The following is a 15,867-nucleotide window of genomic DNA, read 5'->3' as shown; positions in this document are numbered from 1 at the left end:
AACGAACGTCAAGGCCCGTGCATTCCCATGTGCGGGCCTTTTCGTTTGCCGCCTCTCGGGCTCCGCACCGCAGGGGCTTCGATCGGGGCTTTGCCCCTCCCCCCGGCTCTCCCCCCGCCGGCAGCCGATGCCTGCGGTGGAACAATTACCCCTTCTCCGCGTTGTCGAGCGCGCAGGAATGGAGCTGGGGGCGATATGTCGGAATTTGCAGCGCGCGGTCGCGGCCTGGTTCAGCGGCGACGGGCGAGGACGGCCTTTCTCGCCGGCATGGGACGCGGGCTCGCCGGCGCCCTGCTATTTGCCCTTCCCATGCTGATGACCATGGAAATGTGGCAGCTCGGCTTTCATATAGACCGGGAGAAGCTGCTCCTGCTGCTGGTCATCAACCTCCCGCTCCTGCTCATCCTGTCCCACCATATCGGCTTCGAGGAGACGTTCGGCTGGCGTGAAGATCTTCGCGACGCAATCGTCGCCTACGGGATAGGCATTGCGGCGAGCGGTCTCATCCTCGCCCTGTTCGGCGTTCTGAAGATGGAGATGCCGATGAGCGAACTGCTCGGCAAGATCGCCGTGCAGGCGGTGCCCGCCAGCATCGGCGCCATGCTCGGCCGCAGCCAGCTGACCCGCGACGAGGACGAGGAATGTGAAAACCCCGAACTGCGCAAGCGCCCGGCAACCTATTTCGGCGAGCTTTTCCTCATGGCGGTCGGCGCGCTGTTCCTGTCGCTCAACGTCGCGCCGACGGAGGAGATGATCCTGCTCTCCTACAAGATGACGGCCTGGCACGCGCTCGTCGCCATTGCCCTGTCGATCGCGCTGATGCACGGCTTCGTCTATGCGGTCTCCTTCGAGGGCGGTCATGAGCTTTCGCCGGAGACGCCCTGGTGGCACGCCCTGATCCGCTTCACCCTGCCCGGCTATGTCATCGCGCTCTCGATCAGCCTGTTCTGCCTGTGGATCTTCGAGCAGGTCGACGGCACGGCGCTGACCCCACTGGTCTTCGCCGTGATCGTACTCGCCTTTCCCGCCGCGATCGGCGCCGCCGCCGCCCGGCTGATACTGTGAGGAACCTATGAGCCCCTCCCATCGCCCCCGCCACACAGAAGCCGACGATCCGCACTGGATGGAGTGGCTGACCGGCCTCGTCTCGGCTGCCCTGATCGCCACGCTGATCGGCTATGTCGGCTGGAATGCACTGACCGAGCAGATGGATCCACCGGAATTCGCCATCGAGGCGACCGGCATGGAACGCATGACGGGCGGCTACCGCATCACCTTCGACATCGAGAATCGCGCCAACAGCACAGCCGCGGCCGTTGTCGTCCGCGGGGAACTTCTGCGGGGCGAAGAGAGTGTCGAGACGGTCGACGTCACCTTCGACTATGTGCCCGGCGAATCCCAGTCGAGCGGCGCGATCCTGTTCACCACGGACCCGGGCAGCGCCCAACTGACGCTCAGGGCGATCGGCTATACCGATCCGTGAGCCTAGGTCACTGCACCGACACCACTTGCCCCCTGCATTACCTCGTGGACGGCTGGCCGGAGAGCGCCAGCCAGCCTCGAAACGAGAAGGCGGCGTAAAACAGGGCCGGCTCCGAGAAGCCTGCTTCGAGAAAAAGCGCTTCATCCTCAGACGGGGCGAGTAGCGGCAGACGCTCGGCCATCGCCTTGACGGAGCCCGCGGCGCTCTTCGCATCGAAATCGACGTCGCCGGCAAAGGCGGCGGACCGCGTCAGCCATTGCCGGCGCTCAGATTCCGGCATGGAATGATGGGCAACCACCAGCGGGCGGCCCGGCTTCAGACGGGTATGGATCTGCTTGAGGGTGCGCAACCGTTCGTTCCTGTCGAGAAAATGCAGCATGAGCAGGCAGGTCGCGCCGTCGAACGGACCGGACGGCGCTTGATCGATCGTCCCCGTCCTCAGTTCGATCCGATCTGCATGAGGGGCGGTCGTCCGGCGGGCGATGTCAAGCATGGCGGGGGACGGATCGACGCCGGTGAATCGCCAGCCGGCGCGCTGTTCCGCCATCGCCTTCAGCTCCAGACCGCCACCCGCCCCGACAGCGAGGATATGGGCAGCGGCAGGCGCCCCCTCCCCGAGCAGGATAGTCACCATCCGGTGCAGGGCGGCCAGTCCCGGCACCTTGCGCTGCGTATCCTGCGTGTAGGTCCCAACCGCATCCGGATTGAGGAACGGCGTGAGATTGTCTTCCATGCGTCTCTCCTCGGATAAGAGTGAGCGGCCGGCCGCCCCACCGCCTCGCTTTCATCGGCCTTGGCAAGGATGACCTCGCCTAACGTTCGACCGGAACTCTCGCTAGAGGGTGCGTTGCCATGGCTGGACAGGCCGGTCACCCTCTCGTATCAATGAGAGTTACATAACAGTGCAGCCATCATGAAACAACAACTGATTCATGACAATCCTATCGCCGCGCACGGGAGATGAAATGAACAAGGACACCAGGCTTTCAGACGTCCTGCACGTGCTCCTCCACATGGCCGAGGTCGAGCGGCCTTTGACCTCGGATGTTCTGGCCAAAAGCATGCGCACCAATCCGGCGGTGTTCCGAAGAACGATGGCCGGGTTGCGCAAGGCCGGTCACGTGCGCTCCGGCAAGGGTCACGGCGGCGGCTGGCAATTGACCCGTCCGCTGAAAGAGATCACCTTGCTCGCCGTCTACGAGGCCCTCGATCGGCCGACCCTCTTTGCCATCGGTAGTCGCACGGACCATCCCCATTGTGTGATCGAGAAGAATGTCAACGCCGCGCTGTCGGACACGATGGCAAAGGCCGAGTCTCTCCTCATCGAGCGGTTCGGACAGGTGACCTTGGACCAGCTCGCACCCGAACAGTCAGAGACGCCGACGCAGCATTGCCGCGCAGATCAGTGAATGATGAAGGTGGGGAAGCTGATGCGGGGGCTTCTGTCGAGACGGACGCGCCGGATTGCCGTCCCTGCGCAAAGAAACGTGACAAGGGCCCAAGCCCGAACCGCCCGGTCCCACAGACTGAGCGGTCCCCTCACCCGCCGATCAGCGTCAGCCACTCATCCTCGGTTAAAACCGAAACGCCAAGCTCCTGCGCCTTGGCGAGCTTGGAGCCCGCATCGGCGCCGGCGACGACATAGTCGGTCTTTTTCGACACCGATCCGGCCACCTTGGCGCCGAGGCTTTCGGCCCGCGCCTTCGCCTCGTCGCGGGTGAATTTTTCCAGAGATCCGGTGAAGACGACGGTCTTGCCGGCGACGGGACTGCCGCTGGTGACCGGCGCCTCGGCGTCGAGCGGCGTTATCTCCTGCAGCAGCCTATCGACCACTTCGAGATTGCGCGGCTCCTTGAAGAATTCGACGATCGAGGCGGCGACCACCTCGCCGATGCCGTCTATGGCGTTGAGTTCGTTCCACGCATCGCCGGACATCGGCGCTGCCGCCTTCATCGCCTCGGCAAAGGCGGCGTAGGAGCCGTAGGAGCGCGCAAGGAGCTTGGCAGTCGTCTCGCCGACATGGCGAATGCCGAGCGCGAAGATCAGCCTGTGCAGGGCGATTTCGCGGCGGGCGTCGATCGCGTCGAAGAGCTTGCGCACGCTGACGCGGCCGAAACCCTCGATATTCTCCAGCTTCACCAGCGGCGAAGCCTCCTGCCGGCGCTTCAGGGTGAAGATGTCAGGCGCCGTGCGGATCCGGATCGCCGGATCCTCTGCTTCGAAGAAGAAATCGACCTGCTTGGTGCCGAGCCCCTCGATGTCGAAGGCGTTGCGCGAGACGAAATGCTTGATGTGTTCCTTGGCCTGCGCCGAACAGACGAAGCCGCCGGTGCAGCGGGTGACCGAATCGAGCTTGCCGGTCTTCTCGTTCTTTTCGCGCACGGCATGGCTGCCGCAGACCGGGCATTTCGTCGGGAAGGCGTAAGGAACGGCACCCTCAGGGCGCTTCTCGAGTACGACATCGAGCACCTGCGGAATGACGTCGCCGGCACGCTGAACGATCACAGTGTCGCCGACCCGGATGTCGTGATCCTCCGGCCGGATGCGCTCGCCGGAATTGCCGATTCCCTGGATGTAATCGGCATTGTGCAGCGTCGCATTGGTGACCACGACGCCGCCGACCGTGATCGGCTCCAGCCGCGCGACCGGGGTGAGCGCCCCGGTCCGGCCGACCTGGATATCGATCGCCTCCACGGTGGTGAAGGCCTGCTCGGCCGGGAACTTGTGGGCGGTGGCCCAGCGTGGGCTCCGCGAGCGGAAACCGAGACGCTCCTGCAGGTCGAGCCGGTCGACCTTGTAGACGACGCCGTCGATGTCATAGTCGAGATCGGCACGCATCAGGCCGATCTGGCGATAATGATCGAGCACCTCGGCCGTCGAGGTGAGCCGCTTCATCAGCGGATTGACCGGGAAACCCCATTCGCGGAATTTCTCCACCATGCCCATCTGCGTGTCGGCCGGCATTTCCGACATTTCGCCCCAGGCATAGGCGAAGAATTTCAGCTTGCGGCTGGCGGTCACCTTCGGGTCGAGCTGGCGCAGCGAACCGGACGCGGTGTTGCGCGGATTGACATAGGTCGGCCTGCCCTCGGCCTCCATCTGCGCATTGAGCGCCAGGAAGGCGCTCTTGGCCATGTAGACCTCGCCGCGCACCTCGACCACGGCGGGCGCACCGGCCGGCAATTGCCGCGGGATCTCCGGGATGGTCAGGATATTGGCGGTGACGTTTTCGCCGGTCGTCCCGTCGCCACGCGTCGCGGCGGTCACAAGCCGGCCGTTCTCGTAGCGGATCGACATGGAGAGACCGTCGATCTTCGGCTCGGCGGTAAAGGCGATCGAATCGTCCGGCAGCCGCCCGAGGAAACGATAGACAGAGGCGACGAAATCGGCGACGTCCTCGTCAGAGAAGGTGTTGTCGAGCGACAGCATGGGTCGGGCATGGACGACCGGGGCGAAGGTGACAGAAGGCGCGGCCCCGACCCGCTGCGACGGGCTGTCGGGGCGGATCAGGGCCGGGAACCGCGCCTCGATCGCATCGTTGCGCCGCTTCAGCGCGTCATAGTCGGCGTCCGAGATCTCCGGACGGTCCTTGCCGTGATAGAGCGCGTCGTGGCGGGCGATCTCCTCGGCCAGCCGTGCCAGCTCGGTCCTCGCCTGTTCCTCGCTCAGGTCCTCGACTGCGATCATCTGCTCTGCCATTGCCCCTGCTCCGAATTTGACTCGTCGGTCTTAGCCGAGATTCACGGCTTGAAAAACCTCGTCCGAGCAATCGCACAGTTGAATCAGCCAAGGCTGCCGGCGCCAAGATCGATCCGCGCCAGAAGCGGCAGGTGATCGGAGGCCTTGCGGGCGAGCGGCGTGTCATGCACCGCCATTTCGGCGATCAGGTCGGCGCGGTTGGCCATGATCCGGTCGAGCGAGAGCACCGGCATGCGGGCCGGATAGCTCGGGATCGGCGTCGGCAGCGGTCCGAACACCGATTCGAGGCGGGTGAGCGCCGATCCGGGACCGAGGCGCCATTCATTGAAATCGCCCATCAAAAGGGTCGGTCGGTCTTCGCGCCGGCCGATGATGTCGAGGATCGTGTCGGCCTGCTGCCGGCGCGCCCAGCGCAGCAGGCCGAGATGGGCGGCGATGATTCGCAATCCCTCGCGCGCCTCGATGTCGATCTCGGCCACCAGCGCCCCGCGCGGCTCGAGCCCCGGCAGCGCCACCTGGTGGACGTCGCGCACCACGCCTTCCCTGAACAGCAGCACATTGCCGCGCCAGCCATGGGATTTCGGCTTGTGCAGCACCGGCACGGGCATCAGCCCGGTCTCCAGCCGCAGGCGCGGCAGGTCGAGCAGGCCGGACCGTTCGCCGAAGCGCTGATCGGCCTCCTGCAGGGCGATGACGTCGGGGTTCATCTCGCGGATGACCTCGATGATGCGCTCAGGATCGAAGCGGCCGTCGGTGCCGACGCATTTGTGGACATTATAGGACGCGACCAGCATGGAGCCGTCGCGCGCGTCCCGCCTCAGCGGATTGTGGATGCGATTGGACCGGTTCTTGATCGAGGCAATGACCGCGGAAGCCAGGGTGTTGTTGGTCTTCGTCATTTCACTTCCATGCGGACTGCACCATCGCCGGACCCGCCCGAAGCATAGGGCATGTGGCGGGAATGACCACGCCCGCTCCGGGATGACGACAGGATTTCAACAAGACAGGTCTCCATCACAGATAGGGCGAGCCGAGCCAAAGGACACGGTCGAACAGACGGAAAACGAATGGGCGCCTGCTCAGTTCCTCCAGCGTGACAGGTTCGGCGCCATCGAGGGCGGCATCGATGCGCGCGTCGATCGTCGCGGCGAAATCGGGGTCGAAGACTTCCAGATCGATCTCGAAGTTCAGCCTCAGCGATCGCGAGTCGAGATTGGACGAACCGACAAAGACCCATTGCCCGTCGACGGTCATCAGCTTTGAGTGATCGAACTGCCCTTGCGCGCGAAAGATCCGGCTGCCGTCTTTGAGGATCTGGTCGAACTGGGCTGCCATGGCATGGCTGACGATGGCCAGATTGTTCCGCGCCGGGATGACGATGTCGACCGCCACCCCGCGCCGGGCAGCCGTGGCAAGCGCGCCGAGCAGGATATTGTCGGGGAGGAAATAGGGAGACATGATGCGGATCGACTTCTCCGCCACGGAAAAGGCGCCCATCATCATCTTGTGGTTCGTCTCCAGATTGGCATCGGGACCCGAGACGACGGTGCGCACGAAACTCGGCGTGCCGGGATCGGCGCTGAACGGCGCGACGCTCCAGACCTCGCCGTTCAGGATCTCGCCCGTCTCGAAATGCCAGTCCTCGGCCGCCACCGCGAAGATGTCGGCGACGGCCGGCCCGGTCAGGCGGAAATGCGTGTCGCGCGCCGCCTCGTCGCCCTCGAAAGCGGCGCGGATGTTCATGCCGCCAAGAAAGGCGACGGCGCCGTCGGCCACCAGGATCTTGCGATGGGTGCGCAGATTGGCATAGGGCAGCCTCAGGCCGGCGACGACCTTGCCGTTGAAGGCGGCGACCGTGACACCGCCCTCGGCCAGATAGCCGAGGATGCTGGGCACGCTGTAGCGGGCGCCGACCGCATCGATCAGCACGCGGACCGAGACGCCACGTCTGTGGGCCGCGATCAGCCGGTCGGCGACCCGCAGCCCGGCAGCGTCCCGGTCGAAGATGTAAGTCTCGAGGATGATGCTGCGTTCCGCCGCATCGATCGCCGCGCAGAATGCGGCATAGGTCTCGTCGCCGGAGGACAGCATGTCGATCCGGTTGCCGGAGGAGAGCGCGTGTCTGGCGACCCGGTCGCCGAGTGTCTTCAGCCCTGCCATGCGGCTGCCGAACCGCGTTTCCACCGCCTCACGCGACACGCCGTAATGGGAAAGCGTCCGCCAAAGCTCGTCGAGATGCAGCGCGCGGCGCGAGATCAGCGACTTGCGGCGGATGCGGTTGACGCCGGCGACCGCATAGATCAAGGCGCCGAGCAGGGGCGACAGGAGGATGACACCGACCCATCCCAAGGCCGAGCGGACCTCGCGCTTGGTCATGGCGGCATGGATCGCGGCCACCGCGCCCATGGCGATCGACAGAACGGCAAGGATATGCGGCCAATAGGGAGACAGGACTTCGAACATCGTGCACCGAGGGAAACAGGTTTCGGCGTTGAATGCAATTGCCGGCCCAAAGGTCCGGTGCGCCTCAGTTCTCTCCGGCCAGCAGACGCGCGGCAGCCGCCCTCGCCTCGTCGGTGACCGAGGCGCCGGCCAGCATGCGGGCGATCTCCTCGCGCCGATGTTCCGGCTCCATGGTGGCGACGCGGGTGGCGATCTTCTCGCCGCCCTCGCCCGTCGGGCCCTTGGAGATCAGCAGGTGGGTGGCCGCGCGAGCCGCCACCTGCGGCGCATGGGTGACGGAGAGCACCTGGACCTTGGCGGACAGCCGCTTGAGGCGCTGGCCGATGGCATCGGCGACGGCACCGCCGACGCCCGTATCGATCTCGTCGAACACCAGGGTCGGGGCCGAACCACGATCGGCGAGCGCCACCTTGAGCGCCAAAAGGAAGCGCGACAGCTCGCCGCCGGAGGCGACCTTCATGATCGGCCCCGGACGTGTTCCCGGATTGGTCTGGACGTGAAATTCGACGGTGTCGATGCCCTCGGCAGTGGCCGCCTCCGGATCGCTCGTCACCTCGACCATGAAGCGCGCGCGCTCCAGTTTCAGCGCCGGAAGCTCGGCCATCACCGCCTCGGAAAGCGCGGAAGCGGCATTGCGCCGCTTGTCCGACAGCGCCCGGGCCCGGTGGTCGTAATGCGCCCTCGCCTCGACCACTTCAGCCTCGAGCGCGCCGAGTTTCTCCTCGCCGGCATCCAGTTCGGCCAGATCGGCGATCATCTTTTCGGCGAGCGCCGGAAGGCCGGTCACCGGCACGGAATATTTGCGACCCGCGGCACGCAGCGCAAACAGCCGTTCCTCGACCCGCTCCAACTCGTTCGGATCGAATTCGGTGCGCCGAAGTGCTGCTTCGACTTCCATCTGCGCATTGGAGAGGTTGTCGAGCGCCGAATCGAGCAGCTGGACCGTATCCTCGAGAAGGCCCGGAGCCTCGTGGCTCTTGCGCTCCAGCCGGCGGACGAGCGAGGCGATCAGCGGCACCGGCGAGGCGTGACCGTTGAGGAATTCCGAAGCCTCGGCGATGTCGCCGGCGATCCGCTCGGATTTCTGCATGACGGCGCGCCGTTCGGCCAGTTCGTCCTCCTCGCCGTCGCGTGGCGAAAGCTTTTCCAGTTCCTCGACCGAAGCCCGCAGATAGTCCGCCTCGCGCGCGGCCGCCTCGACGCGGGCGCGATGGGCCTTCAGCACCCGGTCGGCCTCGCGCCAGCGGCGATAGCTCTCGCCGAGGCTGACCGCTTCGTCGGAAAGGCCGGCAAACGCATCGAGCAGCATGCGGTGGGCATCGGTATCGACGAGCGCACGGTCGTCGTGCTGGCCGTGGATCTCGACCAGAAGCTGCCCCGCCTGGCGCATCAGTTGCACCGAAACGGGCTGGTCGTTGATATAGGCGCGGGTGCGGCCGTCGGCGGACTGGATGCGGCGGAAGATCAGGTCGCCGTCGTCATCCACGCCATTGCCGCGCAGAAGGGTGCGGGCCGGATGGGTCATCGCGACGTCGAAGACGGCGGTGACCTGCCCCTTGTCCTCACCATGGCGAACGAGCGAGCCGTCGCCGCGCCCGCCGAGCGCCAGCGACAGGCTGTCGAGCAGGATCGACTTGCCGGCGCCGGTCTCGCCGGTCAGCACCGACAGTCCGGCCTCGAAGGCAAGATCCAGACGCTCGATCAGAACGATATCGCGGATCGACAGCTGGACCAGCATGGAACACTCATCTCGCGTCTAGGAAAGAGGGTCAGCTCCCGACAAGGATCTTCTTGCCGGCCCTTGCGATCCACGAACCCGTATTCTCGCGCGGCTCGAGGCCGCCCGACTTCAGGAGCTTGTAGGAATCGGCATACCACTGGCTGTCGGGATAATTGTGTCCGAGCACCGCTGCGGCCGTCTGGGCTTCCTGCACCACACCGAGGGCAAAATAGGCCTCGACGAGGCGCGCCAGCGCTTCCTCGATCTGGTTGGTGTTCGGATATTTTTCGACCACGGCGCGGAAGCGCGAAATGGCCGCAAGATATTCCTTGCGCTCGAGATAGTAGCGACCGACCTGCATTTCCTTGCCGGCCAGCTGGTCGCGCGCGAAACGGATCTTGGCCTGCGCGTCGTCGACATATTCCGAGTCGGGATAGTTATCGATCACCTTCTGCATCGCATCGATCGTCTGCAGCGAGGTTTTCTGGTCCTGCGTCACGTTGACGATCTGCTTCCAGTAGGAAAGGCCGACGAGATATTGCACGTAAGCCGAATCGTCCGAGCGCGGATAAAGATTGAGGTAACGGTTGCCGGCGGCCACGGCATCGGTGTAACGGGCCAGGCGATACTTGGTAAACGTGCTCATCACCAGCGCCTTCTGCGACCATTCGGAGAAGGGATGCTGCGCGTCGATCGCATCGAACTTGCGCGACGCCTCGACGATGTTACCGGCCTTGATGTTCGCCAGACCCTGATTGTAGAGCGTTTCCGGCGGATCGGTCTCGATGCCGAGCTTGGTGATGTCGATGTCGGGATCCGACTGGCATGCAGCCAGCAGCGCGCCGGACACCGTCATCATCACACATATACTGGCAATACGCGCGGCTTTATTCACAACGACCGACCCTACATGACTCATTCGACAGTTCCCGATTGCAGCGCCGCTAGAAAACCGTCGCTTTCAACACGCGTTTCTAGCCATAAAAGCAGTATGAGAGCAACGCAATGATGGCGATTTAACGCATTTTTGTGGCGGCTGTCGGGAAATACGACAATTGGCCCAAAGCGCAACGCCGGTCGAACACGGCACATTCTTCAAGACGAAAAAAGGGCCGAGGTTTCAATGCCCCGGCCCTAGCTTGGAGGTAATCAGAGGGTCACGCCGACCAGGGCGCGAATTCCGGAACATTGACGGGGACGAATTCGCGCGCCCGCGCCTTGAGGCTGCGTGACGGCGCCTCGACGACCTCGTAGGCGGTCGGATCGCTGAGCAGGGCCTTGAGCGCATTGGCATTCATCTTGTGGCCGCCGCGATAGGAGCGGTAGCAGCCGATGAACTGCGCGCCGGCCAGCGCCAGGTCGCCGACAGCGTCGAGCGTCTTGTGACGGACGAACTCGTCCTTATCGTAGCGCAGGCCTTCGACATTGATGACGGTGTTGTCGTCGGAGATGACGACGGAATTTTCCAGCGACGAACCGAGGGCAAAGCCGGCGGCCCAAAGGCGTTCGACGTCCCGCATGAAGCCGAAGGTGCGGGCGCGCGAAAGCTCGTTCTTGAAGTTTGAGGCGGTGAGCTCGCCTTCCCACTTCTGGCGGCCGATCAAGGGCGTGTCGAAATCGATCTCGACCTCGAAGCGCGTGCCGTCATAGGGGCGAAACTCCGACCAGGACGCACCCGACTCGATCCGGACCGGCTTGATGACGCGAATGTAGCGACGCTTGACGCCGAGATTGACGATACCGACCAGCTCGATCGCATCGATGAAGACTTCCGAACTGCCGTCCATGATCGGCATTTCCGCGCCGTCGACCTCGATCACCAGATTGTCGAGGCCGAGCGCATAGATGGCCGCCATGACATGCTCGATGGTGGCGATCGAACGGGCCGGCGAAAAGCCGAGAACCGTGCACAGATCGGTATTGCCGACCTGCGAGGAAACCGCCTTGAGCTCCGTGGAACTGCCATCGTCGTGCTGGCGCACGAAGACGATCCCCGTCCCGGCCTCGGCCGGAAGCATGTTGATGGTGACCGTGCGGCCGGAATGGACGCCGATACCCGTCAGGCTGAGGGGAGCTGCGATGGTGGTCTGGAAACCCAGCAATGCGATTGCCATGAAATCTGCCTTTAAGCGATGCAGCCGGCCCGACCTTCGGGCTCGATCAATGCGCGGCTGCTCCTGTCTTGTCCGGAAGTGGAGAATCACGCGGCAAACACGCCAATCCCATTCCGAGCCCCTACATACGCACTGGCCGGGGTCCTGCCAAATCACTGTTCGTTTCGCATTGTAACGAAACCAAACCACTGAATTTCATATGAAAAACAAACACCAGCAAGGATGTTGAAAGGCAAAGGGCCCGGGTCGCAAGACCCGGGCCCCTGATCACTGAAAGCGTTCGATCAGTTGGATTGGCGGCGAAGGAAGGCCGGGATTTCCAGCTGGTCGTCCTCGTGGCTCGAACGCGACGGGGGCGTGGCGCGACCCTGGTCGTCGAGCTGGCCGCGACGCGGCGCATAGAGGCTGGCTTCCGGCGAAAGAGCGCGACGCTGCGGAGCGGCCGGGGCCGGTGCAGAGGCGGTCATGTCGGAGGCAGGTTCTTCTTCCTGATGGCGGCCAAGCGAGTTGGTGATCCGCTTCAGGAGACCCATCGGACCACGCTCGTCCTGGGCGGCCGGAGCCGCAGGCTGGGCGCGGTGATCGAGTTCGGCACGCAGGACCGGCGGGAAGTCTTCCACCTTCGGCATACGCACCGGCTCGGCCGCCTGACGCATGGCCGGAGCAACCGGCTCGTGGCGTACCGGAGCCGGAGCGACCGGCGCCTGCATTTCGGCCGCCGGCATATGCATGGCCGGAGCCGGACGGCTCATGACCGGCGCCGGAGCTGCAACCGGCTCGACCGGCATGCGAACGGCAGGCTGTGCCTCGGCGACAGCAGGCGTCGCAAACAACCGGCTCTGCGGACGGAAGTCGGGCTCGGCGGCCGGCTGCGGGGCGACGGCTGCCTGACGAGCAATGGCGATTTCGAGTTCACGTTCCATTTCAGCTTCGGCCGAACGGATGGTTTCTGCCACCGGGTCGATGGTCTTGGGTGCCTGCGCCATTGCAGGCTGCACTGCGGCCGGAGCCGAAGCAACGGCCGCGGAGGGACGGACAATCGGCCTTGCTGCCGGAGCGGCGTCGCGGGCTGCCATGGCACCAGCGGCACGGTCGATGCCGGTGGCGACGACCGACACGCGGATGAGACCTTCCAGCGCTTCGTCGAAGGTCGCGCCGAGGATGATGTTGGCGTCCGGATCGACTTCCTCGCGGATGCGGGTTGCGGCTTCGTCGACTTCGAACAGGGTCATGTCGCGACCGCCGGTGATCGAGATCAGCAACCCTTGAGCGCCCTTCATCGAGGTTTCGTCGAGCAGCGGGTTGGCAATAGCGGCTTCCGCAGCCTGCATTGCGCGGCCCTGGCCCGAAGCCTCGCCGGTACCCATCATCGCACGGCCCATTTCGCGCATCACCGAACGGACGTCGGCGAAGTCGAGGTTGATCAGGCCTTCCTTGACCATCAGGTCGGTGATGCAGGCGACACCCGAATAGAGCACCTGGTCGGCCATGGCGAAGGCGTCCGCAAACGTCGTCTTGTCATTGGCGATGCGGAACAGGTTCTGGTTCGGGATCACGATCAACGTGTCGACCGATTTCTGCAGCTCCTCGATGCCGGCCTCGGCAAGCCGCATGCGGCGCTGGCCTTCAAAGTGGAACGGCTTGGTGACGACGCCAACGGTCAGGATGCCCTTGTTGCGGGCAGCCTGGGCAACGACCGGTGCCGCACCGGTGCCGGTGCCGCCGCCCATGCCGGCGGTGACGAAGCACATATGGGTGCCGTTCAGGTGATCGATGATCTCGTCGATGCACTCTTCGGCGGCGGCACGGCCGACTTCCGGCTGCGAGCCGGCGCCGAGGCCTTCGGTGACGCTGACGCCGAGCTGGATGACGCGATCGGCCTTGGTCATGGTCAGTGCCTGGGCGTCCGTATTGGCGACGACGAAGTCGACGCCCTGCAGGCCCGCGGTGATCATGTTGTTGACAGCGTTGCCGCCGCCGCCGCCGACGCCGAACACGGTGATCCGAGGCTTCAGCTCGGTGATATCTGGCTTTTGCAGCTTGATGGTCATTTCAGACTTCCTTCTTTCTCCGGCCACAGCGCCACGCCGGCCATTGTCATTTCAACCGTTTCGCCCCAGGCCGGACCGCAAGCGGCGGCCTGGAGGCAATTCAAAAGCTTTCCTTCAGCCATTGGCCCATGCGGGCCATCCGGCTGTTTCCGTTGCCGAAGGGAGAGAACAACCCGCCCTGCCCGGCATGCGTTTCCTGATCGGCGACCTGCGGATAAATCATCAATCCGACTGCGGTCGAAAAAGCGGGGCCCTTGGCCGCGGCCGGGAGGCCGGCGACACCCATCGGGCGCCCGATTCGCACGTTGCGGGCCAGAATGCGGCGAGCCGCCTCGGGCATGCCGGTCAGCTGGCTGGCGCCGCCCGTGAGGACGACTCGCTTGCCGACGACGGGCGAGAAGCCCGACTTCTGAATCCGATCGCGCAACAGTTCAAGAGTCTCTTCGATGCGGGCGCCGATAATTCGGGTCAACAGCGCCTTCGGCACCTGCAGAGGCTGGTCACGGTCGTCCTCGCCGATTGGCGGAACGGAAACCACTTCGCGCTCGTCGGCCCCGTTGGCGAGCGCCGAACCATGCACCACCTTGAGACGCTCGGCATCCTCGATGCGGGTCGACAGGCCACGTGCCAGATCGGTCGTGACGTGATGCCCGCCTATGCTGATTGCATCGGTGTGAATGAGCTTGCCTTCGGCAAAGACCGAGATCGTCGTCATGCCGCCGCCCATGTCGATGGCGGCACAGCCGAGTTCGACCTCGTCGTCGACCAGGGCAGCAAGGCCGCTGGCGTAAGGGGTGGCGACCACGCCCTCCACGGTCAGGTGCGCGCGATTGATGCAGAGTTCGAGATTGCGCAGTGCTGCGCGCTCGGCGGTCACTACATGCATATCGACACCCAGCACATCGCCATACATGCCGAGGGGATCGCGGATGCCGCGCTCGCCGTCGAGCGAGAAGCCGGTCGGCAGCGAATGCAGCACGGCACGGTCATTGCCCTGGGACTGCTGTCCGGCCGCAACGAGGACCTTCTTCAGGTCGCTGCCTTCGACTTCCTGGCCACCCAGATCGATGGTGGCCGTGTAGACGTCGGAGCCGATGCGACCGGCCGAGACGTTGACGATCAGGCTTTCGACGGTGAGGCCCGCCATGCGCTCCGCGGCATCGACAGCGAGCCGCACGACGCCTTCGACCGCGTCGAGATCGGAGATCACGCCGGATTTGATGCCGCGCGAGCGCTGGTGGCCGATGCCGATGACCTCGACATTATGCGTGCGACCCGGCAGGACCGCGCTTTCCTTGCACGGCGTCAGGCGGCCGATCATGCAGACGACCTTGGTCGAACCGATGTCGAGCACCGACACGACATGCACCCGCTTCGACGAAAGCGGCTTCATGCGCGGCAGACCGAAGTGGGAGCTTCCGAACAGGCTCATATGTTCTGCCCCGCCTTCTTGAGCATCTTGCGCCGCTCTTCAAGCGCTGCAAGACGACGTTCCTGGGCCTCCGGCGTCAGCCGGATGGTGGTGCGATCGGGAAGCCGCAGATCGACGGCGGCGATGTCGCGCGCCAGGAGCTGCTGTTCGGCATCCAGGCGCGCCAGCTTGGCGAGGGCCGCATCGACATTATCCTCGGGCAACTTGACGATGACGCCATTGTCCAGATGAATATCCCAGCGACGACCAGCGACGCGAACGAAGGCCTTCACCCGCGAGGCGATGCCTGGAAAGCTTGCGAACTGCGCCTCGACCGTCGCGGCGGCCGTCTCGGCATCGCGCCCGACGAACAGCGGCAGGGAGGCGAACTTGTTGTCACGCAGCGGAGCAATCACGCTGCCGGACTTCTCGATCAGCGAAAGCTCGGTGCCGTGCTGCCAGATGCCGTAGGCCTGACGCTCGCGCAGCACGACCTCGACCGCCCGCGGATAGACCTTGCGAACCTCCGCCGATTCGACCCAGGGCATCTCCGCCAGGGCCTGGCGGGCAGCAGCAATGTCGAGACCCAGCAAGCTGGTGGAACCATCCAGGCCGAGCAATTGGAGAATGTCGATCTCGGATGTGTGCTGATTGCCGGAGACGTGAACATCTTCGACGGCAAACCCCGCACCCGTCGTCATCGCCTGGACGACTGCGGGGCCATGGCCACCGACGACGATCCCGTATAGCGCCACGGCGGAATAGAAGCCGGCAAGCGAAACCTTGCCGGCATGGGCCGGAATGACGATGCGACCCGAGCAGAGGCTGACGACGAAGCGCACGACACGGCGCATCGGCCGGGGCAGAACCAGCCCCTCGCCGGCAGAACCGGAGGCCACGCCGGAGCGCCCCACCATATCCGCAGA

At 64.7% G+C, this 15,867-nt stretch carries 13 protein-coding genes; 3 read left to right on the top strand and 10 right to left on the bottom strand.

Annotation, left to right across the window (positions count from 1 at the left end; all coding sequences use genetic code 11):
- Positions 1-195 precede the first annotated feature (195 nt).
- Together DYZ14_RS15665 and DYZ14_RS15660 are read left to right on the top strand one after the other, a co-directional pair.
- Entirely contained in the window at positions 196-1,065 is an 870-nt protein-coding gene (locus tag DYZ14_RS15665; RefSeq protein ID WP_154721547.1) for a TIGR02587 family membrane protein, read from the top strand.
- Between the two features lie 7 nt (positions 1,066-1,072).
- A complete protein-coding gene (locus DYZ14_RS15660; RefSeq protein ID WP_154721546.1) occupies positions 1,073-1,483 on the top strand; it encodes a TIGR02588 family protein in 411 nt (136 codons plus the stop codon).
- Between the two features lie 37 nt (positions 1,484-1,520).
- On the opposite strand, the gene DYZ14_RS15655 is transcribed toward DYZ14_RS15660, so the two are convergent.
- Positions 1,521-2,216, bottom strand: a complete 696-nt coding sequence (locus tag DYZ14_RS15655) for a class I SAM-dependent methyltransferase (protein ID WP_154721545.1) — start codon at positions 2,214-2,216, stop codon at positions 1,521-1,523.
- A gap of 232 nt (positions 2,217-2,448) precedes the next feature.
- Between DYZ14_RS15655 and DYZ14_RS15650 the strand changes: the two genes are divergently transcribed.
- Positions 2,449-2,892, top strand: coding sequence for an Rrf2 family transcriptional regulator (locus DYZ14_RS15650; RefSeq protein WP_154721544.1), 444 nt, complete (start codon positions 2,449-2,451; stop codon positions 2,890-2,892).
- A gap of 130 nt (positions 2,893-3,022) precedes the next feature.
- Here DYZ14_RS15650 and ligA read toward each other — a convergent pair whose 3' ends face one another.
- The 9 genes from ligA to DYZ14_RS15605 form a co-directional block, all read right to left on the bottom strand.
- The gene (gene ligA / locus DYZ14_RS15645; RefSeq protein WP_154721543.1) at positions 3,023-5,182 is read right to left on the bottom strand and encodes an NAD-dependent DNA ligase LigA; all 2,160 of its coding nucleotides are present in this window, start codon (positions 5,180-5,182) and stop codon (positions 3,023-3,025) included.
- A gap of 83 nt (positions 5,183-5,265) precedes the next feature.
- Entirely contained in the window at positions 5,266-6,081 is an 816-nt protein-coding gene (locus DYZ14_RS15640) for an endonuclease/exonuclease/phosphatase family protein (protein ID WP_154721542.1), read from the bottom strand.
- 115 nt (positions 6,082-6,196) lie between these two features.
- Entirely contained in the window at positions 6,197-7,645 is a 1,449-nt protein-coding gene (locus tag DYZ14_RS15635) for a phospholipase D-like domain-containing protein (RefSeq protein WP_154721541.1), read from the bottom strand.
- A 64-nt stretch (positions 7,646-7,709) separates the two neighbouring features.
- A complete protein-coding gene (recN, locus tag DYZ14_RS15630) occupies positions 7,710-9,383 on the bottom strand; it encodes a DNA repair protein RecN (protein ID WP_154721540.1) in 1,674 nt (557 codons plus the stop codon).
- A gap of 31 nt (positions 9,384-9,414) precedes the next feature.
- Complete coding sequence (locus DYZ14_RS15625; RefSeq protein WP_419178267.1) at positions 9,415-10,224, bottom strand: outer membrane protein assembly factor BamD; 810 nt, start codon at positions 10,222-10,224, stop codon at positions 9,415-9,417.
- Positions 10,225-10,522: 298 nt separating this feature from the next.
- Positions 10,523-11,479 carry a UDP-3-O-acyl-N-acetylglucosamine deacetylase gene (lpxC, locus tag DYZ14_RS15620; RefSeq protein WP_154721539.1) on the bottom strand — a complete coding sequence of 319 codons (957 nt, stop codon included), beginning with the start codon at positions 11,477-11,479 and terminating at the stop codon, positions 10,523-10,525.
- Positions 11,480-11,763: 284 nt separating this feature from the next.
- Positions 11,764-13,530 carry a cell division protein FtsZ gene (gene ftsZ / locus DYZ14_RS15615; RefSeq protein ID WP_115669136.1) on the bottom strand — a complete coding sequence of 589 codons (1,767 nt, stop codon included), beginning with the start codon at positions 13,528-13,530 and terminating at the stop codon, positions 11,764-11,766.
- 100 nt (positions 13,531-13,630) lie between these two features.
- Positions 13,631-14,962 carry a cell division protein FtsA gene (gene ftsA, locus DYZ14_RS15610; RefSeq protein WP_154721538.1) on the bottom strand — a complete coding sequence of 444 codons (1,332 nt, stop codon included), beginning with the start codon at positions 14,960-14,962 and terminating at the stop codon, positions 13,631-13,633.
- Positions 14,959-15,858, bottom strand: coding sequence for a cell division protein FtsQ/DivIB (locus DYZ14_RS15605; protein WP_154721608.1), 900 nt, complete (start codon positions 15,856-15,858; stop codon positions 14,959-14,961). Before DYZ14_RS15605 ends, ftsA begins: the two co-directional genes overlap by 4 nt.
- Positions 15,859-15,867: the final 9 nt, after the last annotated feature.

Source organism: Ciceribacter sp. T2.26MG-112.2, from assembly GCF_900492205.1.
In the GTDB taxonomy this organism is placed as follows: Bacteria; Pseudomonadota; Alphaproteobacteria; order Rhizobiales; family Rhizobiaceae; genus Allorhizobium; species Allorhizobium naphthalenivorans_A.
This window is presented reverse-complemented; position numbering and strand designations above follow the sequence as displayed.

Bases quoted from the DNA above. Each gene is read 5' to 3' on its own strand.
- DYZ14_RS15655 (WP_154721545.1), bottom strand. From the start codon at position 2,216: ATGGAAGACAATCTCACGCCGTTCCTCAATCCGGATGCGGTTGGGACC.
- lpxC (WP_154721539.1), bottom strand. From the start codon at position 11,479: ATGGCAATCGCATTGCTGGGTTTCCAGACCACCATCGCAGCTCCCCTC.
- DYZ14_RS15650 (WP_154721544.1), top strand. From the start codon at position 2,449: ATGAACAAGGACACCAGGCTTTCAGACGTCCTGCACGTGCTCCTCCAC.
- DYZ14_RS15625 (WP_419178267.1), bottom strand. From the start codon at position 10,224: ATGATGACGGTGTCCGGCGCGCTGCTGGCTGCATGCCAGTCGGATCCC.
- DYZ14_RS15640 (WP_154721542.1), bottom strand. From the start codon at position 6,081: ATGACGAAGACCAACAACACCCTGGCTTCCGCGGTCATTGCCTCGATC.
- ftsA (WP_154721538.1), bottom strand. From the start codon at position 14,962: ATGAGCCTGTTCGGAAGCTCCCACTTCGGTCTGCCGCGCATGAAGCCG.
- DYZ14_RS15660 (WP_154721546.1), top strand. From the start codon at position 1,073: ATGAGCCCCTCCCATCGCCCCCGCCACACAGAAGCCGACGATCCGCAC.
- ftsZ (WP_115669136.1), bottom strand. From the start codon at position 13,530: ATGACCATCAAGCTGCAAAAGCCAGATATCACCGAGCTGAAGCCTCGG.
- DYZ14_RS15605 (WP_154721608.1), bottom strand. From the start codon at position 15,858: ATGGTGGGGCGCTCCGGCGTGGCCTCCGGTTCTGCCGGCGAGGGGCTG.
- DYZ14_RS15635 (WP_154721541.1), bottom strand. From the start codon at position 7,645: ATGTTCGAAGTCCTGTCTCCCTATTGGCCGCATATCCTTGCCGTTCTG.
- DYZ14_RS15665 (WP_154721547.1), top strand. From the start codon at position 196: ATGTCGGAATTTGCAGCGCGCGGTCGCGGCCTGGTTCAGCGGCGACGG.
- ligA (WP_154721543.1), bottom strand. From the start codon at position 5,182: ATGGCAGAGCAGATGATCGCAGTCGAGGACCTGAGCGAGGAACAGGCG.
- recN (WP_154721540.1), bottom strand. From the start codon at position 9,383: ATGCTGGTCCAGCTGTCGATCCGCGATATCGTTCTGATCGAGCGTCTG.